Here is a 21,767-nt window from a genome sequence, read left to right as displayed (position 1 = left end):
TACTTTGATTAGGGTTCTTTATTTGTCGTGGTTGATGTGCTAGAGTGCAGCCTCGCTATTGACGAACAGAAAATGTCAGTTATTTTGTGTTGGTGAACTTTTGTTTGCACACGGGCTGATGTTTTTGAAAAACATACTCATTATAATAAGACTGGAAGGTGCGAGGTATTATGAACACGTCACAATTATTTAAAAAGATTTTGCTAACTGTCCTTGCGGTGCTTTTTTCTGCATCGGTGTGGGCGCACGGCGGTGCCAAGGGAACGGACACTGACCAATGTAAATTTGAGCTAGAGCCAGACCATTGGCTACACTACACCGCTTATCAACCCACTGCTTTTCCTGCGCAAGAGTTTTGTGCCAATCTCCCTAGTGAAAAAGAAGCGACCATATTGGTATTCGATTATCAAGACGAAAGATATAAAAACCACAGCGTTGAGTTTGAAGTCACCAAAGAACCCGAAGGCACAAGGGTGTTTTTTCTTGAAAAAGCGAAACACAAAAAAGGCACTGTTGAGCTAAAGATGCCTAATGGCGTACCAGAACCCGGCAAATACCTGATTCATATCACTTTGGTTCCAGATCAAGGTGAACGTAAGGATGTCCACATGAGCTTCAAGGCAGGCGGCGGCCCCGCCATGTCAAACTATACCCTGATTATGTACCTGTTGCTCGGTTTAGGAGGTTTGTACGTTCTGTACCTGTACAGTGCTCCGTTTAGGAAAATAGTCGATCAAGTTATAGGTAAGGTTAAGGATTAGTTTTCTTTGGGTTAGGTTCGACAAGGGGTGTAGGGCTTCTGGCACAGGTCTGGTTGCGCCAAGCCAATTAAAGGGTGAGGGGTGTAAGGTAATGACGAAGATTTTATCGGTTGGGCTATTGACTATTTTCTTTACTGCAACATTAATGGCGGAAGAGATAGAAGACCATACCAAGATGCTCATGGATCATGGCGATGGTCATTTAATGGAAATGTCCGGCGGTATGGTTATGGGCCAGAATACTGATAAGTTACCCGGGGGGTGCGACAGTATTTCCGAAACCAAGGAAGTTACTGTCCATGCCGGGCATAAATATGCCGAGAAATTTCCCGGTAGGATGTATACTTTTGATACCCAGGAGTTCAATTTCAAACCTTGCACTAAGCTCACCGTCCACTTCGTCAATGAAGATAAAATCCGCCATCAGTGGATGATGCACGGCTTGCCGAAATATCTGTACCCCAAAGGGATGTTCCACCTGGAAGTTTCCGGGCCTGCAAAGATTTCCGGAACGCTGATTCTGCCACCCGGCGACAAAACTTATCTGATTCACTGTGACATTGCCCAGCACATGGAAAAAGGCATGAAGGCGCAGTTAAAAGTCGGTGATGGTGACGGCGATTTGCCCAGTATTCCAGGCGTAACTGCGTTTGTTGTCCCCGATGATTACAACGCCGGGCCAGCAGAAGTTTTCGCTGCGGCAAAGGTTACAGAAACCGAGATAGCGGCCGCCAATGAATCGCTGGCGCTAGCAGAGGCTGCTAAAAAAACGGGTAATAAAGCTGCCCCTCAAGTCGATTCTTTCGTCTCAGGTACCACCGTCATTGGCTTGGCAGTCGGTTTGATTGTTTCCGCTGCACTAGGCAGAAAGTTTCAGGGCAAGAGTGTTGCGGAGGCTGCGTCCGAAAGTTTTAATTTACTCAAAGTGTTTATCGGATTTATCAAAGGTTTGGTTTTGCGCTTGTTCAACCTCATTTTTTCGTCCAAAAACAAAATTTTACCAAGTAAATAGATATAACCAGTACAAAAGGCCCTGCAATAAAATTGCGGGGCTTTTTTTTGGAGGGTAAGTGCAGCAGACAGTCACGGGTCTCTGGGAACTGTTTTTAAGTGCCTTTATCTCTTCGACCATTGCCCCCGGTGGTTCTGAGGCCGTTTTGGCATATATGGCAACGACAGGAAATTATCGCATCGAAAACCTGGTCTTTGCTGCAACCTTGGGTAACACCCTGGGTGCCATGACAACTTGGGGGTTGGGCGTGTTAGCGGCTAAAAAATTTCCGGTTGCGACACTCTTATCGGCTGACAAGCAACAAGCGCTTAATGTCGTAAAAACAAGAGGGCAATGGGCGCTGTTTTTTTCATGGTTACCTGTGGTTGGCGATGCGTTGTGTTTTGCCGGAGGCTGGCTAAAATTGCCTTTATTGTCGGCTTTTTTAATCATCATGTTAGGTAAGTTTTGCCGATATTTAGTCATTGCATGGTTGTTTTTTTGATATGAGAATAATCCACATAATGTTGAGTGGGTTTACTGGTATGTCCAATTTTTAAAGGCCTTTGTGTTACGTCATTTCCCCCAAATTAACGTGTCCTATCCTCATAAAAAGCGGGACTATTTCATTGCCGCATTCACTTTTTTTTGTGTCGCAGTCTGTTTGCTGAGCGACGCACATGCGACGATAGAAAAACAAAATGCGTTGGGTGTTTGCGGATGGATTTTTTTGCTTGGTTTACTCTTGGGTGAAAGATCTGAGGTCAGGATACAGGTAGGCATAGCTGTCATTTTTGCTACCATTGGCGAACATTTCGCTTCACCCTACATGGGCGGCTATACCTATCGGTTTGGAAACGTACCGGCTTATGTCCCTCCCGGTCATGGCATGGTTTATTTAACGGCTGTTGCTTTGGCGCGTTCGGGATTGTTTCAAAGATACGCAAAGGCAATTGCCATCTTCGTGATAGTAGTGTGCGGGGTATGGTCGTTATGGGGGATTAGCGGCATTCCAGACCAGGGCGACGCAGTCGGCGCCATGCTGTTTTTTGTTTTTTTGATCTATCTCTTTAAGGGGCGGTCACCGCTGGTGTACCTTGCCGCTTTCTTCATTACCACATGGCTGGAGCTTATTGGGACAGCTGTTGGAACCTGGAAATGGGCCGCCATAGACCCAGTTCTTGGCTGGTCACAAGGAAATCCTCCAAGCGGAGTGGCGGCTTGGTATTGTCTGGTAGATGCCGTAGCCATGGGAGGAGCCGTCCCAGTAATGAATGGATTGAAAAATGTCCATGAGTGGGTTAAATCAGCAAAATCCAGAAAAAATGCTTATCAAGGCGCAGGAAGCGACTGAACGGGATATCAAGTAAAAACCAGTAGCGTAACTGTAACGATTCAGATGGCTGGATCTGTATATTCTGTTATCAAGCTGATTGTGTATGCAAAACAATTTACAGGGCAATACATCTCGTCCTAAATCGAGATGAAACCATCAATCAAGAGGCAATAGTTATGGAACGTCGTGATTTTATCAGATGGGGTGTGGCCGGTTTAAGTGCAACTGTCATAACACCGACAATGGTTTTTGCAAAAAATGTAAATCAGGTGCCTGTAAGCGATATTTATTACACCAAAGAGTCGCCGGGCCGTTGGAAAGACAAGGTCGCAGGGCATTTGCCCAGCATCGGTATAGAGAAGGCAGGAACCAAAATAACGATAAGGGTTGTTACCTCGCACGAGATGATAGGTTACGAGCACTACATCGTCAAACATGTCTTGCTAGACCAAAACTATAAGTTCCTTGACGAACACCTGTTCAACCCAGACAAAGATAAAGCGGCAATATCAACATTTCCCCTGGATAATTATAGTGGGTCTATCCATGCGCTTAGTTTATGCAATAAACATGATCTTTGGTTGAATTCTGCGAATGTTTAAAAGTTTACATTGTCTGTCAATGCGTAACTCCTAATTAAGGCTTGATAGCGGTAAAGCCTGACAAAGTCTGGACATCTTTTCAGTCCTGTAAGATTTTAAAATTTGAAAGCAAACTGTGTTCGCCGCCTGGTGGAATATTAATAAGGTCAAAGGCTATATTGCCAGTTTCCACACAGATAAAATGCTTATAATCCCGATTTTTTAAGTCCGCGATTTTTTTTGACGTTTTTATCCAAGGATTCCATACCACACCGGTTGCACTGTTCGGGGAGGCAATTTGGATTCGGCGTTTAAAAGCAAGGTCATCAATAACCAACGGATTTTTGACGTCCACATAAATACGGTCAACTTCCTCATTGATGACTAATGCACCCATGTCGGATTTTTGTGTACCTTGATCCAGTTTATCAAAATAATCACACCCCTCTAGTCCCAAAATCTGTATTTGATTGATATCACCCACATAAAAATAGCTGTGAAATGCCTGAGTGATCGAAAACGCTTTATCACCGGTATTTCGGGTCATTAATTTCAAGCCGAGGGTTTTACCGACAGTCATTTCAAGTGTGAGGGCAAAGGGCTGCTTCCAGGTTTTTTCTTTTTTATAGCTTTCTAAGAACTGTAGGCTCACCTTTGTTTCAGTATCTGTCGCTACCGTATGTAAGACTGTCCACAAGTGATTGCGGACGAATCCATGATTAGGCCGCTGCAACCCTTTAGGGTCAGGCCCAAACCAAGGCCAGCAAACCGGAATCCCTCCCCGGATAGCTTTGCCATCTTCGTAAGATGACTTACTGCCCAGAAAAAGCATATCGACATCTTCATCGATAGGCTTAAAAGAAAGTATTTGTCCCCCATGTAAGGAAATCAAGGCCGTAGCACTTTGATTGCGGACGGCAATAAATGGCAATCCACCCGCGCCCTCTACAAACTTTAGTTGATCTGCAATGCCGTAAATAATGTTTAATTTATCAATACCCATATTTACCTTCGAAGTGGTTGTGTAATAACCTGGCAATAATTCAGCCATGATAATATCCATCTTAACAAATCCAGCGCTCCCTGAGCGAAGTTAAGCATTTAATGAGAAAATAGCGGCATGGATATTGCTGTAATTTTTATATGGACTTGTTATTAATAAATGCGTTTTCAATGCCTAAAAATAACTATTTCAGTGCAAACTTTTGATGTTTTGCACCAATATTAGGCAATCAAATTAAACATTAAACTAAAGAGGAAAAGATGCAGATAGGAATGATCGGGTTAGGTAAGATGGGCGCAAATATGGTAAGGCGATTAATGGCTGGAGGCCATAGCTGTGTGGGTTTTGATGTCAATAGTGCCAGCGTGGAAAACCTGAAAAATGCGGGAGCACAAGGTGCCTCTACGTTGGAAGAGCTTATCGCCATGCTGCAACCCCCCCGTATTATCTGGTGTATGGTACCCGCAGGTGACCTGACCGAAAAAACGGTCGCGGCATTATCTGAGCTTCTGGATGAAAATGACATTATCATTGATGGTGGCAATTCCTTTTATAAAGATGCTGTACGTCGGGCAAAAACCCTTGCAGATAAGGGCATTCATTATATTGATGTCGGCACCAGTGGCGGTGTTTGGGGTGCAACAAGGGGTTACTGCCTGATGGTTGGCGGCCCGAAACAGGCCGTTCAATTGCTGGATCCCATATTTAAAACGCTCGCGCCCGGCAAAGGCGATATAGAACCAACACCAGGCCGTGACAATCACCCCGGCACGGCTGACCAAGGTTATTTGCATTGCGGCCCGGTCGGCTCAGGCCATTTCGTGAAAATGATCCATAACGGTATCGAATACGGGATGATGATGGCCTATGCGGAAGGTTTTGACATTATGCGTAACGCCGATTCCGATAACTTACCTGACGATTACCGTTATGATCTCGATCTTACGGAAATCGCCGAAGTCTGGCGGCGAGGCAGTGTGGTCGAATCATGGCTGCTGGATTTAACCGCGACCGCCTTGGTTGAAGACCCCGATTTATCCAATTATTCGGGTTATGTAGAAGATTCCGGTGAAGGCCGCTGGACTGTGCAAGCAGCAATTGAAGAAGCGGTTCCGGCTCACGTGTTAACAGCAGCGCTGTATTCCCGTTTTCGCTCACGCCAACAAAATACCTTTTCCGACAAAATGATCTCCGCCATGCGTAAGCAATTTGGTGGTCATGTTGAAAAGGGATAAGGTCAGTCTTTAGGACTACAAATTGCAAACTTTCCCTCGCTATCGTACCGAATGCGGCTTGCAACGCGGCACTTCCTCCGTCCTTGGAGGTCGTGCCGCGAATGCTCCTTACAACACGGTACTTCCTCCGTCCTTGGAGATCGTAATGAGAGCGTATCGCCTACTTGCCGTATCACTATTGGAGCGTACCAGTGCCTGATATAAAACATGACAACCCCCTCACCGCCGGAATTAATATAACCCATGCACCACAACCATGCACGCTGGTGATCTTTGGCGGTGGTGGTGATTTGACTCGACGCAAACTGCTGCCAGCCATCTACAATCAGGCGCTGGAAGGTGAATTGCCCGCTAATTTTGCGGTACTTGGTTTTGCGATTGAGGAAATGGACGATAGTCAGTACCGTGATTTTGCCCGCAAAGGTATAGAGGAATTTTCAAGGCAACCTTTAGACCCGGATTACTGGCCGGACTTTGAACGCTGCCTGCATTATTTGCAAGGTTCTTTTGATAATCCCGATGCTTATGCCCAACTCGCAGGGCGCCTAAAAGAGATTGACTCCAACTTCGGCATTCCGGGCAATCGGGTATTTTATCTGGCTATTCCGCCCGCCCTGATCGAAACCTGCGTTTGCCAACTTAAGGCGGCCGGCCTGGTGATGCCGATTGACGAGAACAGCCCTTTTTCTCGGATCATCGTAGAAAAACCTATAGGCAGGGATCTTGAGAGCGCCCGTAAGGTCAATGCAACTTTGTCACAGAATTTCCACGAACAACAGATTTACCGGATCGATCATTATCTGGGCAAGGAAACGGTGCAGAATATCCTGGCTATGCGCTTCGGCAACGCCATCTTCGAGCCGTTATGGAACGCAAAGCATATTGATCACGTACAAATCACGGTTGCCGAAGAAGAAGGCGTGGGTACGCGAGCGGGTTATTACGACAGCGCCGGTGCGCTACGCGATATGATTCAAAACCATATCCTGCAATTGCTGACCCTCATCGCCATGGAGCCGCCTTGGATCATGGATGCCGATGTGATCCGCGACCATCGGCAGGACATACTCAACTGTCTCAGGCCGATTACCGACGAGAGTTTCGATCAACGCGTCGTTCGGGCCCAATATGGGCCGGGCTTCCATCACGGTGAAGATGTCCCAGGTTATCGCCGCGAAGCCGGTGTTGCCCAAGATTCCATCACGGAAACCTATATCGCACTAAAATTGTTTATCGACAACTGGCGTTGGGCGGGTGTGCCTTTTTACATTCGCACCGGCAAGCGCATGCCTAAACGGGCCAGTGAAATTGCCATTCAATTCAAAAGTGTACCGCCGATTTTGTTCAATGCTGACCATGACCAGCCTTTAGAACCTAATGTGTTAGCCTTAAGCATTCAACCCAATGAAGGGCTATCGCTGCGGATTGCGACCAAGTTGCCGGGCACTAAACTCAAAATTTTCCCCGTTAAAATGGATTTTCGCTACGGTTCAACATTTGGTGAACAATCACCTGAAGCGTATGAACGCCTGCTCCTGGATGTCATGGCGGGCGATGCCACCTTGTTTATGCGCCGCGATGCCGTCGAATCGTCTTGGGCATGGGTAGATAATATCCTTAATATCTGGACGAGTAGCCGCACCCGCTGGATTCCCGAATATAGCGCGGGAACCTGGGGGCCGCTCGAGGCAGATCGAATGATTGAATCAGATGACCGTAAATGGCGAATGTTATGACCTTAAAAAATGGCGCTTCAAACGTAGTGACGCAAGCATCCGAACGGGTCAGCATTGCCCACATTGAATCAGGATTAGGCATGTTATGGGCGCAATTTAACCAAGCTAATAGCGGCGGTCACACCGTGGTCATGCGTGCCTGTATGTCCAATCTGATTATCTACTGTGACACGCCTCAAGAAGCGGAAATTATCAGCCAAGAAATCGCCGCTATTGTGGATGTTCATCCGGCGAGAATATTATTGCTTGTCGGTAACGGTAAGCCGAGCGAAGGCACTATTGAGGCACGTATTGCTATTTACTATACAGCTCTCGACGACGGCTGGCAGGTGTGCGCGGAACGGATAGACGTTATTTCGACAGCGGCGGTGACTGGGCGTCTACCCTCCGTGGCTCGATCACTATTAGTCGGTGATTTACCGACTACCTTGTGGTGGGCATCACAGCGCCCACCGCCCACTGCCGGTGAGGTGTTCTTTCAACTGGCTGAACTGGCGAATCAGATTATCTACGATAATGTCGGCTGGCTTAACCCCGCCCAAGGCGTAGCCGCCATGACCCGCTGGGTTGCGGCTCAGCAACACACACAAATTGTCTATAATCTTGCTTGGCGGCGCTTTGCAGGGTGGCGTAAACTAATCAGCCAAGTGCTTGATCCACAGGCAGCGCCGGGCGCTCTTCATGCCTTGCATACCATCGAAATAGCACATGGCCCACACGCGTTGCCGATGACCTGGTTGTTTACAGGCTGGTTAGCCAGCCAACTCAAATGGCAGCCCGTTGATGGCAAGCGCCTTTCCGATTCGGAATTGGTCTGGCGGTTTCGGAATAATCATCAGGATATAAAAATACACGTCAGGCGTTTACCCAAAGGCAATCCATTAATCTACCATTTACTGTTTGACTGGAGTAAGCCTGGACATGCGGGTCGTATTTGTTTTGAGCGCTTGGATAATGAACGAATTGGAATTGTTGAAGCCTTATCTACCGTTCCGCCACGCGCATTCAGTGTACACGTTCCAGAACGATCAACTCTGGTCTCCGCGCAACTTGCGCAACGTAACCGAGATAAAATATTCGAAAACGCCTTAAAGGCTTCAAATGCGATGTCGGCTGTGTTTCAGCAATAACTGTAACTATTTTAGCGCACAGCCCTAAAAGCCCTCTCCAGAGGAAAAAGGTTAGGGGTTCATTTATCGTTATTTTCCAAAGACACTGAATAGTTAACAATAACTTAACCGAGTTTTTTACGGGCGTGGATTTAATTTCGTAAGCTGCACTAGTTCCAACCTAATCTTTCAGATGCTGGGCTTGAACCCAAACAATTTACCCGTTTTGCCAACTTGCCACGGGTTGTTGTGCTTGGTGATGACGTTTCACTGCTTCGCGGGTGGCTTTTTTGATGGCATCATCAATTTGTTTACCCGTTTTAAACAATTCGTCGATGTTAGGGGCTTGTTCAGGCATGAGAATAACTTTCCGTTAAATACTTCCAAGTTGAGGATTAACCAAGTCGTTAATTTGATCGAAATTTCCTCTGGCAATTAGTTTAGCACCATCAGAGTCGGCATTATCGTAAATCCGCCATTGATTTGCCAGTGGTAAATACAATTTGAACAAATTGCTCAAGCCACGGTGATAGCGTCTTTGTATTCCATCATTCGGTACATAATGTCCGCCGCCAAGGACACGCTCCGCCACTCGTGCAATAGCCATTTCAGGGCTAGGTAGCCAGAGAAAAATCAGATAAACACGATTGCCCTGAGTTTGTAAGCGTTGCAAAAAAGCGGCGTAACTGCGGGTTGATAAGGTTGTTTCAAAAGCAAAGTTACGGCGTTTATTTGCTAATTCATGCAAACGCTTAAGCATGATCCTTCCCGCCTGAAAAGCAACAGCCTCAGTTGCAAAGGCCGATAAGCCTTGTGCAATCACATCGGCATTGACAAATTCGGTCACACCCAACAAGTCTTTTAATAAAATCGGAGCAGTGGTGGATTTGTCCGCACCGTTGGGGCCAGCAATGATAATAACGTGGGGTTGGTTTACCATGTGTTCACCTCAAAAAATCATAGGTGAACTGTCAAGTACTTCTTGACAGTTGCCGCTATTGCAAACATTTTTCCTTCATTGGACGCGTACCCTTCTTTAATTTATGTCTCGGATTCAATCTGCGAGCTAAACGGAAGAGATTTGATATATTGCTCCATAAAATTCCAGTCGGGTGAGCCGTCATCTTTGACTGGAAGATGTATTGTTGATTTTTTCATTCTTTCAATGCCCCATTTTCGACCATAACCAAATCTGTATTTTTCGCAGCGAATAAAAATTGTCAGTTATTCGTCGAAGGTGACACAGGTTTAATTAAATCAACAAGATAAATGCTCCATTCTTTAGCTACTCCTTGAAAAACTTCATGAACCCAATCGGGTATTTCAGTTACAGCAGGTATCTGTATAGTTTTTAAAGTTCTATTGGCCTGCCTACCATAGCTGAAGCGAAACTTGTTGGCACGAATGCACATGCAATAGTACAGTTTTTGTTCCAACGTTAACTCTACCAATGGTTTCAGATAATAGAGGTCTCGACCAGAATAAAAAGGCTCCATCTGAACGAATGTTTCCAACACAGAACCTCCACCCGCTACCGTTAATACGCCAGATTCTATTGGTGTGAGATGTGGTAACGCTTTCACCTTTCCAGTAATACCGTTATTTTTTGCTGACCTAGATACAAAATTGATACCGTTAGGGTCTGATGCAAGTCTATTCAATTCCAGATTCACCCCATATTTCACATCAAACAAGGTTGATATCGTCACCAATTTCATGCTCATTCTCCTTCTGTATCTGATGATTCGTTATCGGTTATGTCGTATATAGCTTCATTTAACAAACGACTCAGCAAAAATTGCTTTACAGTTCTTTCATACAGAGGGCGACCTAAATAAGAATAATCCGTCTCCATATAAGCCTCGGCACACCACTCATCGGTATGCGTGACTTTCTGTAAAACGCTTTCACCCGCGTGAACTTCACGGTTTCTGAACATCTCCACCCAACGGTCACGAATGGCCTCCCAACGGTGATATTGGTCGATACGTCCCCTATGTTTAGTCTTAATAAAGCCGTCGTCTTTCCAGTAACCAAACCAAGTCTTTTTATCGCTTTCAGCATGAGGTTTATGGGCTGTCCACACCATAATGCAGGTGACAGTTCCCACTGGATAAAATAATTCTGTAGGCATCGACATCACGGCTTCTAATGTATGAGAGCGCATCAATTCTTCACGCATCGGATGCGGCGAAATGGCGCAAGAAATAGGCACAATGGCAATACCAACACTATTTGGTTCAAGACAGTCCAGCATTTGTTTAACAAAAACCAATTCGTGTAAAGCCTCGTCACTTTGAGAATACGGTGGGTTAAGTAGACCTACATTGCAGTGATGTTCTTCTTTTAAGGATTTGACAATAGCGGGGTCAAAACAACTACCTTGGTGCAAGTTGGCTTTGCCGTCGCCGCGTAAAATCATATTGCTGGCGGCTAGTGCGTACATATTGGGTAGATGCTCAACACCAATTAACCCATCACGTTTAATGCGGTCTTTTTCTTCTTTGGTGACAGCATGGCGTATCATGTGAAACATAGCAGACACCAAAAAACCACCCGTACCCGCACAAATATCTAGAACAGTACTGTTTTTGTTAACATTTGCAAGACGGGCAAACAGGTCAGTGACATGACGTGGCGTTAAAACGATGCCCAGTGCTTTCTTATCGCCGCCTGTATACTTCAGAAATTCGCCGTAAAATTGGCCTACAACATCAAAATCGTGATAAATACTGATGAACGGCCAAACTTTTTCGTTTAGATCTTTTATGAGTTCGTGCAACACCCCTTTGGGATATTTTGCTGCTGTTTTGGCATCGCTAGGTTTTCCCAAAGCGGGAGCTACAGCAATAGCTGAATAGGGCTGAGTCATATTATATTTCTTTGCTTGTGGCAAATCAGCCTTCTCAATTTCTTCTTTAATGACCCTGAACCACTGCTTCTGTAAATCTTCGGGCTTATAAGTATCAAATGACTTAACAAAAGCCCAGTTTTGCAAGGCAATCAGGGTGCCACTGACCAGCAAGGGCTTTTCGCTTTCGGTCAGTTTGGCGTGATCCCGCATAAAGTCGTGCAATTCCCGAGAAAACGCCATAAGCTCATCATGACGTAAAGCTTGTATGGTTGGATCGAATGTGCCGTGTTCTATATAATCTGACCAAGGGATAATGGTGTTGATTGACTTACCTGACTTGGTATGTAATTCCTTGGCCTGTGCCGCACCTTTGGGATGTAGGAAGGTGGATATTTTAAGCTGCGATTTGGTTTGTCCGCTTGCCGCTACCGCTATGACATTGAATTCTTTAGCCAGATGCGCCGCGTAATGTAATGCCCCGTCAACGGCGAAACCTACTGCATCGTCACGATTTGAGCTTTCGTGATGTTTAATATCGGCTTTGCATTCAAAGACCACTAGAAAATCGGACGTGGAGGAGTCGCTAATAATAAATTCTGGTGCGCCTTTGCCGCCCTTGCCTGTTTTGCTGGCGGACTTAAGTAAGCGTTTAATGGCCTCTGTTTCACTTTTTTGTTCCTCTACCCGCGTTGAGCATTCGTTGTCGTAATAACCCAGTTTACGAAGTTTATCCCTAACCAGATTTTCTGTATTGCGTTCGTTGCTCATAAGTTCTGTTTGATTTTTTATGCCGCTAATTTGTAGATATCAGGTTTCAAAAGGCTGTCCTATTAAAGACTTGAGTATAGCTTTAAAACAGGCTGGGTAAGATTTTAAGCAATTGAGGTAACAGCTTATATCAATAATCTAAGTCACCAACAAGCCTTCTTTATTCAACCCGCCATACTCCCAATAAGAATAATCAAAACAAATCCACGGGATCTACATCCAAACTCCAGCGGATTTTTTTTACGTGTTTGATGCTGTCGATGTTGGCGATGAGTTCAGTCAGACATTTTTGCAGGTCGTTGCGTTTGTTGCTCTGGAATAACAGTTGATAGCGATAAAGCCCGGCACGTTTTTCCATCGGTGCGGGAACAGGGCCTAATATTTGTGTTCCTGATTTATAGCTCTTAGCTAATACCGCTGCCGCTTGTAGAAAATCCAGTGGCAGGTGGGACTTGTCCGCCTGCGCCCTGAGCAGGGCGTGATAACTGAAAGGCGGTAATAGGGCTTCTTTGCGCTCTGCCAGGGCGGTATCGGCAAAGCGGCGATAACCTTCCCTGATTAGGGTATTGAGCAATTTATGATCGGGATGACGGGTTTGCAGGATGACTTTGCCGGGTTTTTCGGCACGTCCGGCACGGCCTGAGACCTGGATTACCGTTTGCGCCAGCCTTTCTGTGGCATGATAGTCAACGCTGAACAGGCCGCTATCCACGTCTACGATGGCGACCAGGGTGACGTTGGGGAAATGGTGGCCTTTGGCGAGCATTTGGGTGCCGAGAATTATGTCGGCCTTGCCCTGATTGATTTGGGCAAGATAGCGCTCCAGGGAACCTTTCCGTTGGGTGGTGTCGCGGTCTAGCCGAACCAGGGTTTTATCGGGGAATAACTCGCGTAGCGCTTCTTCAATCCGTTCTGTTCCCAAGCCTAAAGGCATCAATTCGCCCACCTTACAGGCTGGGCATGTGGGTAGTAACCGCTCCTCTTTACCGCAGTGATGGCAGCGCAGCAGTTTTTCGTGATTATGTATGACCAGGTTGGCATCGCAATGCCGGCAACGCGCCACCCAGCCGCAACCATGACAAATCAGGGTGGGGGCAAATCCGCGACGGTTAAGGAAAAGTAAAACTTGTCCGTTGTTTGCAAGGGCTTTATGCAATTCTGCTATGAGTGCATCAGAAAGGCCGTTGTGCATTTTTTTGTTCCTGATGTCCAACAGGTGCAGTGTTGGCTCCACCGCATTGCCCGCGCGTTTTGACAGGATAAGGTGCTGGTAGCGCTGTTGATTGGCATTGTGCAGGCTTTCCAGCGATGGCGTGGCGGAACCGAGCAGTACCGGGATATTCAATAATTTGCCGCGCATGATGGCGACATCACGGGCAGAAAACCGGAAACCTTCTTGTTGTTTGAATGAGGCATCGTGTTCTTCATCCAGAATAATCAAGCCCGGTTTTTTCAGCGGCGTGAATAAGGCAGAACGTGTGCCCAGCAGGATGGCGCTACTGCCTTGCTGCATGTTCAGCCATGCCGCGTGCCGCTGATTATCGGTTAAATTTGAGTGCGATAATGTCATCGCTACCGAAAACCGTTGCCTGAACCGCTCTTCCAGTTGCGGTGTCAGGTTAATCTCAGGAACTAACACTAAAACCTGCTGCCCACGCTCCAGCACGGAACGGATTATTTGCATGTAGACTTCAGTTTTACCGCTGCCCGTGATGCCTTCCAGTAGGAATACCGCAAACTTTCCCAAGGTATCAATGACTGCATCTATGGCTGCTTGTTGTTCGGTGTTTAGTTGTAGCTTGGTTACATCATTGTGAGTAGTTTCGTAGACAGGTAATTTTGTGGCGAGCGCATTTCCCTCTACGTGTTGGAGTGTGTAAGGGTTATCGGAAACTATTTGTTTAAGCAGGGATTTTGCCAATAAAGCTTTTACAGCAGGCCGCCAGTTTTTATCCCATTGGGCCAGATCGGTTTCGGTCAGACTGGCGGGTTTGAGATTCTGAAAATATGCCAATACCTGTTGCTGCTTGGGGGATCGCTTTAAATGCTCGCAAGGTGTCGTTTTTCCTGCCTCAGTCAAGGCATAGCATTGTTCCGCTGACTGTAGACTAGCAGCCTTACCGTTGCGTAAAGTAGTGGGAAATGCCGCGCTGAACACTTCGCCTAGCGGATGGTGATAATAATGGCTTGCCCAGTGCAGTAAACGCAAGTCTTTTGCGGACAACAGCGGCTTGTCATCCAGGATGCGCCCGATTGGTTTTAATTTATTAGGCTCAATTTCACTGTGTTGGCTAGTCTCGACAAGATAAGCAATTTTTTTTCTATTGCCAAAGGGAACCTCAAGACGAATTCCTGAAGCAAGGCTGTACTCGTCAAGCCCGGCTGGCGCCAGGTAATCAAACAGTCGATAGAGGGGAACGGCAATCGCTACTCTTAGGATAAGACGGGATGCTGTATCCGTCAACTTAGCCATAATGTTTGAGTCAAAGTTTATGTTTTAAGGCTAAGTTATTCTATGCCTTAAGGTAAATTAAGTTACCCACAAAAGCTGTGGGTAACTTTGTGGATAAGCTCTTTTGATAGCCGGTTAGTAACGGTTTTTATTACAGTTTTGTTACCTTGCACAGTTTTTGGTCTTCAAGTTTTTATTCTATTTATCAAATAGTTATGAAATAACTGGATTATTTTGATTGTGCGATCTCAATTCTTTACTAATTTACTTGCTATTGTGGATTACAGCAGGTATGGCGGGCAAGTCGGCGCGTTCGATGTTCGCCCATAACTGTTTGGGCAGAAAGCTGGTTATTGTGGTCGGCTGGGGCTTGATGAATTTGATAGACATCCGGTCGCTTTCACCAATCGCCAGATATTTTTCCCTGTCCTTGTCTTTAAGTTTCAGGGTAGGCGGCAACGTCCAGACCCCTTCGGGGTGGTTTTTTGTGTCCTTGGGATTGGCATTGATCTCCGATTTAGCCAAAAACTCAAAACCGGCTTTTCTGGCCAGGGCGATAATATAGTCTTCGTTCACATAACCGGAGATTGCTTTAGGATCTTGCGGCTTTATTGGCGAACCCCTGTGTTCGACAATGCCAAGGATTCCGCCCGGTTTTAAGGCCTTGAACATGGCGCTGAAAACGGCTGCGGCCTGGTCGTTTTTCATCCAGTTATGGACATTACGAAAAGTCAGCACCCGGTCTGCCGAGCCGTCAGGGGCAATCTGCACTTGCTTGGGCGGCTGTAACACGGTGATTTCAACCTTATCATAGAGTTTGGGTTGTTTATGTATTTTGTCGAGAAATGCGTTCAGGCTGTTTTTAAAGTAAGTCACTTGATGATCTGGAGAAAAATGGGCGGCATACAACTTGCCTTTTTCCCTGAGATACGGAGCCAGAATTTCGGTATACCAGCCTTCGCCCGGCCATATTTCCACCACCGTCATGTCTTTTTTGACATCAAAAAATGCCAGCGTTTGTTCCGGGTGGCGATACTGATCCCTGTGTTTGTGCTCTGCCGATCGGTGTTTGCCGTTGATGATTTGCTGTAATGCGGTCGGTTTCGGTTTATCGGCTGCAGCGGATAGGAGAGGAACGGATAGAAAGGGAATCGCCACCAGTAACGCCAACAGAAATTTTTTCATCGTGTTTAGTCTCGATTAAGGCTAGATCGTAAAAATAAAGGGAGTGGTTGGGTATAATTCTTAATCAACTATTCCTGCTCTTGATAATTCCAGTATTGCAAAAGGCTTAATGTTGCCAGCATTAAGAAAGCAATGAGTGTCCAGGCGGGCATACTTAGTCCCATCAAAGTCCAGTTGACTTCTGCACAATCGCCCGTGCCGCTCAACATCAGCTTGATGGTTTCCGACAACGGGAAATTCTGTAACACATAGTCTAGCCCTGGCCCACATTCGGGCACTTGGTCGGGCGGCAGATGTTGCAACCACACATGACGTGTAGAAATGGCTCCGCCGCACAGCGCAATCACAGCGCCGAGTATGGCATAGCGCCGAGTTCCGGTTTGGGCAGGGTTATGCAAGGCCGCACACAAAAAACACAAGCCAGCCAGAAAAATGGCAATGCGCTGTGAGATACATAAGGGACAAGGTTCCAGCTTCTGGACGAATTGGAAGTAATACCCCGCAGCCAGTAACCCCACGCAACCCCAAAAACCCAAGAAAAACCAGGTTTGTGGATTAAATTTTATAAGCCTTAACATGCTTAAATATTCCCTGAAAAACTTAACATTTGATGACAAGTGCCTAAAACAATAGGGTCATTCTGATATATGTGGCTTAGATTGTATAACGTCCTTGAATATAGTTTGTCTCTTTATGTATTCAAAGGAAGCTGGACTGTAAAAATTATGATTTCAATTAAGCAGCTATCGGACAATATTATAGACCTTATCCGACGCGGGGCGGGGTTTGTAACTCGTTTTGATGCTGCCGCTACCTTTGAGCAATACATGAAACCTTGCGGACAGGGCAACATGCCCCGTCCGGCAGTGCCTTATTTTTTCATTACAACTTTAGTCGCTGGGTTCAGGTTGATTTCGTCAATGACCATTTGTGCCCGTGAATTGATTACGTAAGCCACTGCATCGCTAACATCCTCGGGTCGCAGGTAATTGCTTTCATCATCGCCTGGGGCAAACGTTAAGCGGTCGAAAAATGGGGTTTTCACCATGCCAGGGTTAATCAGGCAGACCCGCACCTGATCTTTGCTGCATTCTTCACGCAAGGCTTGCGTAAATCCACGCAAGGCAAATTTGCTGGCGCAGTAGATTGTCCCTTTGCGGCTGCCTTTCAACGCGGCTTCTGAGCCAATATAAATCAAATCGCTACGGGCTTTGCGTTTTAAGAACGGGAGCAAAGCTCTTGTCAAAAACACCGGGCTGATGAAATTTAAGTCTATCAAGGCTTGAATCTGGGCATAAGAGAATTCCTCCAGGGATCCGAACTGGCCAAACCCAGCAGAAAAAACGACCGCATCCAAATCGGGAAACTGCCGTTCCAGTCCTCGAATTTTCTGTGGCAGTTCTTGCAGTTGACCAAGATCCAGCTGCACGGGATGGAAATTAGCCAAGGGACATTTGAACTGGGTGCAATCGCGGGACACTCCGATGACATGGTGCCCTTGCTGGAGCAAGTTCCTGGCGATGGCGCGGCCTATGCCAGAGCTGGCTCCAGTCACCAGGATAGTGTGTTTTAAACCGTGCATGGGAAAAATTTACTGCTTGGGATATAGTTCAACACCTGTTCCGTGCAGTACTGCATCATCTGCTGTTCCAGTTCCTTTTGGTAAGAGACCATACCGTTCTGGTATTCCAATGGGCTGGCAAACAGTTTTTCATCCGGGTAGAGCTTATGTATTTTTTTGTAGTAGGTTTCAGGTAAGCGGAACGCACCCAAACTGACCGAATGTAATTGCTTAAGGTCAATCATGGCAAATACCTGCTCGAATAATTGTTGATACTGCTGTTGGTAACCGGTTTGATAAATCAGCGGGTCGAACCGCAAGCCTAGTTGCCAGCCTTGTTGCTGCAATTTTTTTATCGCCGCAAGACGGCGTTCCAGAGGCGGCGCCTTGTCTTCAACTTTAGTGGCGATTTCAGAGGGAGTCAAACTGAAAGCAACTATGCAGCGGGTTAGCGGTTCCCGATGGGTCAGGCTTCTAATCTGCGTACTTTTGGTCCTTAATTCTAGCCAAGCGTTGGGGATAGAGCCAAAAAAAGGCAGAAACTGTCCGGCAAATCCGGTAACCGGCTCCAAGGCCAAACTATCGCAGTCATAGCCAGAAAAAAAATGGATGTTGTCTGCTGGAAAATGGTTGCAAATACGCCTGATTTCGTCCTGAAAATCTTCGTAATTGACAAAGAGGACGTAATTCGCCGATTGGTACATGCCTTGTAAAAAGCAGTACCGGCAGTCGTAAAGGCAATTCAGCATATGGGAAAAATAATAATTCCGGTCTGCGCCTAGCCCGTAACCTTTGGGCGTTTCAAGGGTAAAGTTTTTGTACTTTTCTGCCAGTATGAGTGCCGGTTTTTGTTTTTGTAGGCGAAAATTTTGCGCTTTCGGATTGAAAACTTCACCATAGCGTCCGCAAATAATGTTCCTGGCAGCGGGGAAACGCGTCAGAATGTCTTTGGCACGGGGATGTTGCTGGATGTTTTCTTCTATATAAATCGTTTCAATCATGGGCAGATTGGGCTTTTTGCTTTACTTTAGCACATTGCGTCATGAAAAAAAGTCCTTGTGATTTTCAGCTCTGACCCTATATTGGGTAGAATACGATTACTTGCCCATCAATAGAAACAAAATGAAAACAACGAAAATAGGTTTTATCGGCGGCGGCAATATGGCTGCAAGCCTGCTCAACGGCCTGGTCGCCAGCGGCCATGAACCTAGGCAGCTTTGGGTGTCGGATATCAATCCGGAAACACTGGCCAGCTTGTCTGCAAATCTGAGCATTAATGTGACGCAAAGTAATCACGAGGCCGTTAATGCAGTCGATGTCGTGGTGTTGGCCGTTAAGCCGCAAAGTCTGGCGCAGGTGGCAAAAGAAATCGCCCCTTTCATTCAACATCGGCAATTGGTGGTGTCTATTGCTGCCGGAATAACCCAAGCCAGCCTGAGCAAATGGTTGGGCGCTGATGCCGCTATCGTGCGTTGTATGCCCAACACCCCGGCACTGGTATTGACGGGCGCAACGGCTTTGTACGCGAATGATAAGGTCACTTCCGAACAGCGTGATTTGGCAGAGACCATTTTACGCGCCGTCGGCATTGCGCTCTGGGTTGAGAATGAGAGCGAGCTGGACGCGGTCACTGCGGTTTCCGGTAGCGGCCCCGCTTATTATTTCCTGCTGATGGAAGCCATGGAACAGGTCGCTGTTGAATTGGGCCTAAGTGAGGTGACTGCACGCTTATTGATTCAACAAACCGCGCTGGGAGCCGCTAAAATAGCCTTGGAATCGCCAGAGTCGCCCGGCGAGTTGCGAAAACGCGTCACTTCGCCGGGCGGCACCACGCAACAAGCGATAGAAACGTTTGAGCGTGGCGGTTTTAGCCAATTAGTGTCACAAGCTCTACATGCGGCCAGAGACCGCTCCATTGAAATGTCCAAACAAATGGAATCTAACTAATGAATGCAAACTATATGACCGACCCAGCCATTTTTATCATCGACTCGGTGTTTTCGCTGTATATCTTGGCGGTCATGCTGCGCTTCCTGTTGCAATGGGGTCGGGCTGAATTTTATAACCCGATCTCCCAGTTTCTGGTCAAGATTACCCATCCCGTTTTAAAAATTTTACGCCGTTACATCCCTCCGGTTGGTAAGATAGATACATCTTCGATAGTCCTTGCCCTCAGCTTGCAAATGTTGGCGGATTTTTCAATTTTACTGTTGAAGGGTTTTAGCATCGGAATTGGTGCGCTGACCTTACTTTCTGTTGGCAACCTGATTTCCTTGTTGATTAACGTATTTATTTATGCCGTATTTGCCAGGGCTATTCTCAGTTGGTTGAATCCAGGCAGTTTTAATGCGGCATCATCCATACTGCACAGCTTGACAGAGCCTCTGCTGGACACTTGCCGCAAATTCATTCCAGAACTGGGTGGTATAGACCTGTCACCGCTAGTGGTTCTCATACTTTTACAACTGGCCAAAATGGTGATTTTGCCGCCATTGCACCAATTGGCAAGCCTAATTGGTTGATTTTACATAGAAATAAAATTCTCAATCGATTAGTGGTGTAAGGTATCGCCGATCATGATAAAAGATGTTGAAAATTACCCTAGCAGGGGAGTTAATTTGATATAAAATTTACCATTCATGACCTATAATCGGTTGACGCTATAAGACTTGAATCTGTAATTATGTATATGGGCATTAGACCAGCAACTGTTATTTTGGCTTGTTTTATCGGCTTGTTATCAAGCCAGGTTGTGCATGCAAACAAAATGTATAAATGGGTGGATGACAAGGGCAATACCTTTTTTTCCGATCAGGTGCCGCCAAAACATTCGCAATACCGTCGGGAATCGTTAGGTAAGCATGGACAAGTGGTTGGAGTCACTGAAAAGGAAAAAACCAAGTCCGAAGAAGCGCTTGATCGACTATTAGCGGCTTTGAAAGGGGCACAGGAAAAGGTTATTGCCCAGCAAATGTTCCATGATAAAGCGTTACGGATCACTTACAATAAACTGGAAGACTTGCAGGCCACTTTCGATGCCAAGTTACAGGAGATGGAAACGGAGCAAAAACTATCAATCAGTAATTTGAAACGGCTGGATAATCAGCTGGAAACCTTGCACCGTCAAGCGGCGACCCACGAAAGGAATGGCGAAAAGACTCCTCAAAAGTTGCTCGATGAAATTAAGTCCACTGAGAAAGAAAGTCGGCTTGCTTACGTTAAAATTAGCAAGCATATTGAAAAAAAGAACAAGGTGGTCGAAGAATTCAATTCCGATATTGCCCGCTATAAACAACTAGCCCAACCTGCCGAACTGAAAAGGCAGGTAATGCAAAAAGAAGAGATCAAGGCCGCTAATGAATTAGGCGTTTACGTGTGCAATAGCGATGCAAATTGTGAAAAAGCCTGGAAAATTGCCCGGGACTTTATCAGCAAACATTCCACATCCTCCAATAGCACTGAGCCTGAAATTGATTCATCAAAATTAATCATGGGCCGAACCCCAGATACGGATAATGATCTGAGCCTGGCCATTTCCAAGATAGATTTGGGCGACAGGAAGCAGAAACTTTTCCTGGATATCCGTTGCCGGGATTCGTCCATTGGTGTCGAATTATGCGCCAGCAAGAAAGTTCAGGAAATAAGGATTGCGTTTAGAAACTACCTGGAAACCAGTTTATCCGACTAACTGGATGTTAAAAAAGTCCGTCCATAGACTCAACAATTCGCTTTCGTAAAGACAGGTTTTACAAAAGAGTCTTAATATCAATGACTTAATAGTTATTGATATAGGGGGGGTCTCTATTAATTGCAATTTAAACCGCCATACGGCGAAAGTGCTGAAACTTTTTGGAGTTTTTCCCAAATCTGGGCATTTTGAAGCCGATCCCTGTTGCAAAGCCCTTTTTGCCGAGGGATTTCTTCCTTTTTATGCCCCTTCAGGTGCAGCTTAACCTAGTCGAGCAGGGACAAGCGCAACGCCGACGCCCGAGCGTCGGGAACGACGCGCAGGCGACACCAACCGAACCCCTTGGGGCTGGGTCATTCAACGGCCACCGCTATGGGCGTCTTGCCCCGCTCCCTGCCCCCGCTTCCCAGGTTTGAGGCCACCGATGAAAATCTCGTCGACTTCGACCTCACCGGTGAGCAAATCACGGTTTGGTCGCGCCATCGCAGGGCGGCAGCGGTGCAGCAT

General features: G+C 46.4%; 21 protein-coding genes. 11 read left to right on the top strand and 10 right to left on the bottom strand.

Annotation, left to right across the window (positions count from 1 at the left end; all coding sequences use genetic code 11):
- Positions 1–170: 170 nt before the first annotated feature.
- From ACLQ6D_RS03870 to ACLQ6D_RS03850, 5 genes are all read left to right on the top strand, one after another.
- The gene (locus ACLQ6D_RS03870; protein WP_411725974.1) at positions 171–761 is read left to right on the top strand and encodes a hypothetical protein; all 591 of its coding nucleotides are present in this window, start codon (positions 171–173) and stop codon (positions 759–761) included.
- A 91-nt stretch (positions 762–852) separates the two neighbouring features.
- Complete coding sequence (locus ACLQ6D_RS03865; protein ID WP_411725973.1) at positions 853–1,773, top strand: copper oxidase; 921 nt, start codon at positions 853–855, stop codon at positions 1,771–1,773.
- A 58-nt stretch (positions 1,774–1,831) separates the two neighbouring features.
- On the top strand, positions 1,832–2,257 hold the full coding sequence (locus ACLQ6D_RS03860; protein WP_411725972.1) for a YqaA family protein: 426 nt from the start codon (positions 1,832–1,834) through the stop codon (positions 2,255–2,257).
- A gap of 63 nt (positions 2,258–2,320) precedes the next feature.
- The gene (locus ACLQ6D_RS03855; RefSeq protein WP_411725971.1) at positions 2,321–3,106 is read left to right on the top strand and encodes a hypothetical protein; all 786 of its coding nucleotides are present in this window, start codon (positions 2,321–2,323) and stop codon (positions 3,104–3,106) included.
- A 158-nt stretch (positions 3,107–3,264) separates the two neighbouring features.
- Positions 3,265–3,690, top strand: a complete 426-nt coding sequence (locus ACLQ6D_RS03850; protein WP_411725970.1) for a desulfoferrodoxin family protein — start codon at positions 3,265–3,267, stop codon at positions 3,688–3,690.
- 79 nt (positions 3,691–3,769) lie between these two features.
- On the opposite strand, the gene ACLQ6D_RS03845 is transcribed toward ACLQ6D_RS03850, so the two are convergent.
- On the bottom strand, positions 3,770–4,720 hold the full coding sequence (locus ACLQ6D_RS03845) for a D-hexose-6-phosphate mutarotase (RefSeq protein WP_411725969.1): 951 nt from the start codon (positions 4,718–4,720) through the stop codon (positions 3,770–3,772).
- Between the two features lie 212 nt (positions 4,721–4,932).
- On the opposite strand from ACLQ6D_RS03845, the gene gnd reads away from it, so the two are divergent.
- The 3 genes from gnd to ACLQ6D_RS03830 all read left to right on the top strand — a co-directional run bounded on the left by gnd (position 4,933) and on the right by ACLQ6D_RS03830 (position 8,773).
- Positions 4,933–5,907 (top strand): phosphogluconate dehydrogenase (NAD(+)-dependent, decarboxylating), encoded by a 975-nt coding sequence (gene gnd / locus ACLQ6D_RS03840; RefSeq protein WP_411725968.1) that lies wholly within the window; start codon positions 4,933–4,935, stop codon positions 5,905–5,907.
- Positions 5,908–6,098: 191 nt separating this feature from the next.
- Positions 6,099–7,643: a glucose-6-phosphate dehydrogenase gene (gene zwf, locus ACLQ6D_RS03835; protein ID WP_411725966.1), complete on the top strand. Its 1,545-nt coding sequence runs from the start codon at positions 6,099–6,101 to the stop codon at positions 7,641–7,643.
- The gene (locus ACLQ6D_RS03830) at positions 7,640–8,773 is read left to right on the top strand and encodes a glucose-6-phosphate dehydrogenase assembly protein OpcA (RefSeq protein ID WP_411725965.1); all 1,134 of its coding nucleotides are present in this window, start codon (positions 7,640–7,642) and stop codon (positions 8,771–8,773) included. The genes zwf and ACLQ6D_RS03830 overlap by 4 nt, the downstream gene beginning before the upstream one ends.
- Positions 8,774–8,969: 196 nt before the next feature.
- Here the strand turns inward: ACLQ6D_RS03830 and ACLQ6D_RS03825 are convergent, their stop codons facing one another.
- The 9 genes from ACLQ6D_RS03825 to ACLQ6D_RS03785 form a co-directional block, all read right to left on the bottom strand.
- Positions 8,970–9,110, bottom strand: coding sequence for a hypothetical protein (locus ACLQ6D_RS03825; protein ID WP_411725963.1), 141 nt, complete (start codon positions 9,108–9,110; stop codon positions 8,970–8,972).
- 15 nt (positions 9,111–9,125) lie between these two features.
- Complete coding sequence (locus tag ACLQ6D_RS03820) at positions 9,126–9,692, bottom strand: zeta toxin family protein (RefSeq protein ID WP_411725962.1); 567 nt, start codon at positions 9,690–9,692, stop codon at positions 9,126–9,128.
- A gap of 280 nt (positions 9,693–9,972) precedes the next feature.
- Positions 9,973–10,470, bottom strand: a complete 498-nt coding sequence (locus ACLQ6D_RS03815) for a hypothetical protein (protein WP_411725961.1) — start codon at positions 10,468–10,470, stop codon at positions 9,973–9,975.
- Positions 10,471–10,472: 2 nt separating this feature from the next.
- A complete protein-coding gene (locus ACLQ6D_RS03810; protein ID WP_411725959.1) occupies positions 10,473–12,374 on the bottom strand; it encodes a class I SAM-dependent DNA methyltransferase in 1,902 nt (633 codons plus the stop codon).
- A gap of 193 nt (positions 12,375–12,567) precedes the next feature.
- Positions 12,568–14,847 carry a primosomal protein N' gene (locus ACLQ6D_RS03805; RefSeq protein ID WP_411725958.1) on the bottom strand — a complete coding sequence of 760 codons (2,280 nt, stop codon included), beginning with the start codon at positions 14,845–14,847 and terminating at the stop codon, positions 12,568–12,570.
- Between the two features lie 243 nt (positions 14,848–15,090).
- Positions 15,091–16,011: a class I SAM-dependent methyltransferase gene (locus ACLQ6D_RS03800; protein ID WP_411725957.1), complete on the bottom strand. Its 921-nt coding sequence runs from the start codon at positions 16,009–16,011 to the stop codon at positions 15,091–15,093.
- Between the two features lie 68 nt (positions 16,012–16,079).
- Positions 16,080–16,589, bottom strand: coding sequence for a disulfide bond formation protein B (locus ACLQ6D_RS03795; protein WP_411725956.1), 510 nt, complete (start codon positions 16,587–16,589; stop codon positions 16,080–16,082).
- Between the two features lie 293 nt (positions 16,590–16,882).
- Positions 16,883–17,593, bottom strand: a complete 711-nt coding sequence (locus ACLQ6D_RS03790) for an SDR family oxidoreductase (protein WP_411725955.1) — start codon at positions 17,591–17,593, stop codon at positions 16,883–16,885.
- On the bottom strand, positions 17,581–18,573 hold the full coding sequence (locus tag ACLQ6D_RS03785) for a radical SAM protein (RefSeq protein ID WP_411725954.1): 993 nt from the start codon (positions 18,571–18,573) through the stop codon (positions 17,581–17,583). The genes ACLQ6D_RS03790 and ACLQ6D_RS03785 overlap by 13 nt, the downstream gene beginning before the upstream one ends.
- 121 nt (positions 18,574–18,694) lie before the next feature.
- On the opposite strand from ACLQ6D_RS03785, the gene proC reads away from it, so the two are divergent.
- The 3 genes from proC to ACLQ6D_RS03770 all read left to right on the top strand — a co-directional run bounded on the left by proC (position 18,695) and on the right by ACLQ6D_RS03770 (position 21,260).
- Entirely contained in the window at positions 18,695–19,519 is an 825-nt protein-coding gene (gene proC / locus ACLQ6D_RS03780) for a pyrroline-5-carboxylate reductase (RefSeq protein WP_411725952.1), read from the top strand.
- Positions 19,519–20,094: a YggT family protein gene (locus ACLQ6D_RS03775; RefSeq protein ID WP_411725951.1), complete on the top strand. Its 576-nt coding sequence runs from the start codon at positions 19,519–19,521 to the stop codon at positions 20,092–20,094. The genes proC and ACLQ6D_RS03775 overlap by 1 nt, the downstream gene beginning before the upstream one ends.
- Before the next feature lie 161 nt (positions 20,095–20,255).
- Positions 20,256–21,260 (top strand): DUF4124 domain-containing protein, encoded by a 1,005-nt coding sequence (locus ACLQ6D_RS03770; RefSeq protein ID WP_411725950.1) that lies wholly within the window; start codon positions 20,256–20,258, stop codon positions 21,258–21,260.
- Positions 21,261–21,767 lie beyond the last annotated feature (507 nt).

The sequence above is a fragment of the Methyloglobulus sp. genome, assembly GCF_046714055.1.
Lineage (GTDB): Bacteria > Pseudomonadota > Gammaproteobacteria > Methylococcales > Methylomonadaceae > Methyloglobulus.
Note: the sequence above shows the minus strand (reverse complement) of the source record. Positions and strands in the feature narration are given on the sequence as shown.

Excerpts from the sequence above, each read along its gene's own strand:
- ACLQ6D_RS03870 (WP_411725974.1), top strand. The coding sequence starts at position 171 with ATGAACACGTCACAATTATTTAAAAAGATTTTGCTAACTGTCCTTGCG.
- ACLQ6D_RS03865 (WP_411725973.1), top strand. The coding sequence starts at position 853 with ATGACGAAGATTTTATCGGTTGGGCTATTGACTATTTTCTTTACTGCA.
- ACLQ6D_RS03850 (WP_411725970.1), top strand. The coding sequence starts at position 3,265 with ATGGAACGTCGTGATTTTATCAGATGGGGTGTGGCCGGTTTAAGTGCA.
- ACLQ6D_RS03845 (WP_411725969.1), bottom strand. The coding sequence starts at position 4,720 with ATGGCTGAATTATTGCCAGGTTATTACACAACCACTTCGAAGGTAAAT.
- gnd (WP_411725968.1), top strand. The coding sequence starts at position 4,933 with ATGCAGATAGGAATGATCGGGTTAGGTAAGATGGGCGCAAATATGGTA.
- ACLQ6D_RS03830 (WP_411725965.1), top strand. The coding sequence starts at position 7,640 with ATGACCTTAAAAAATGGCGCTTCAAACGTAGTGACGCAAGCATCCGAA.
- ACLQ6D_RS03825 (WP_411725963.1), bottom strand. The coding sequence starts at position 9,110 with ATGCCTGAACAAGCCCCTAACATCGACGAATTGTTTAAAACGGGTAAA.
- ACLQ6D_RS03820 (WP_411725962.1), bottom strand. The coding sequence starts at position 9,692 with ATGGTAAACCAACCCCACGTTATTATCATTGCTGGCCCCAACGGTGCG.
- ACLQ6D_RS03815 (WP_411725961.1), bottom strand. The coding sequence starts at position 10,470 with ATGAAATTGGTGACGATATCAACCTTGTTTGATGTGAAATATGGGGTG.
- ACLQ6D_RS03810 (WP_411725959.1), bottom strand. The coding sequence starts at position 12,374 with ATGAGCAACGAACGCAATACAGAAAATCTGGTTAGGGATAAACTTCGT.
- ACLQ6D_RS03805 (WP_411725958.1), bottom strand. The coding sequence starts at position 14,847 with ATGGCTAAGTTGACGGATACAGCATCCCGTCTTATCCTAAGAGTAGCG.
- ACLQ6D_RS03800 (WP_411725957.1), bottom strand. The coding sequence starts at position 16,011 with ATGAAAAAATTTCTGTTGGCGTTACTGGTGGCGATTCCCTTTCTATCC.
- ACLQ6D_RS03795 (WP_411725956.1), bottom strand. The coding sequence starts at position 16,589 with ATGTTAAGGCTTATAAAATTTAATCCACAAACCTGGTTTTTCTTGGGT.
- ACLQ6D_RS03790 (WP_411725955.1), bottom strand. The coding sequence starts at position 17,593 with ATGCACGGTTTAAAACACACTATCCTGGTGACTGGAGCCAGCTCTGGC.
- ACLQ6D_RS03785 (WP_411725954.1), bottom strand. The coding sequence starts at position 18,573 with ATGATTGAAACGATTTATATAGAAGAAAACATCCAGCAACATCCCCGT.
- proC (WP_411725952.1), top strand. The coding sequence starts at position 18,695 with ATGAAAACAACGAAAATAGGTTTTATCGGCGGCGGCAATATGGCTGCA.
- ACLQ6D_RS03775 (WP_411725951.1), top strand. The coding sequence starts at position 19,519 with ATGAATGCAAACTATATGACCGACCCAGCCATTTTTATCATCGACTCG.
- ACLQ6D_RS03770 (WP_411725950.1), top strand. The coding sequence starts at position 20,256 with ATGTATATGGGCATTAGACCAGCAACTGTTATTTTGGCTTGTTTTATC.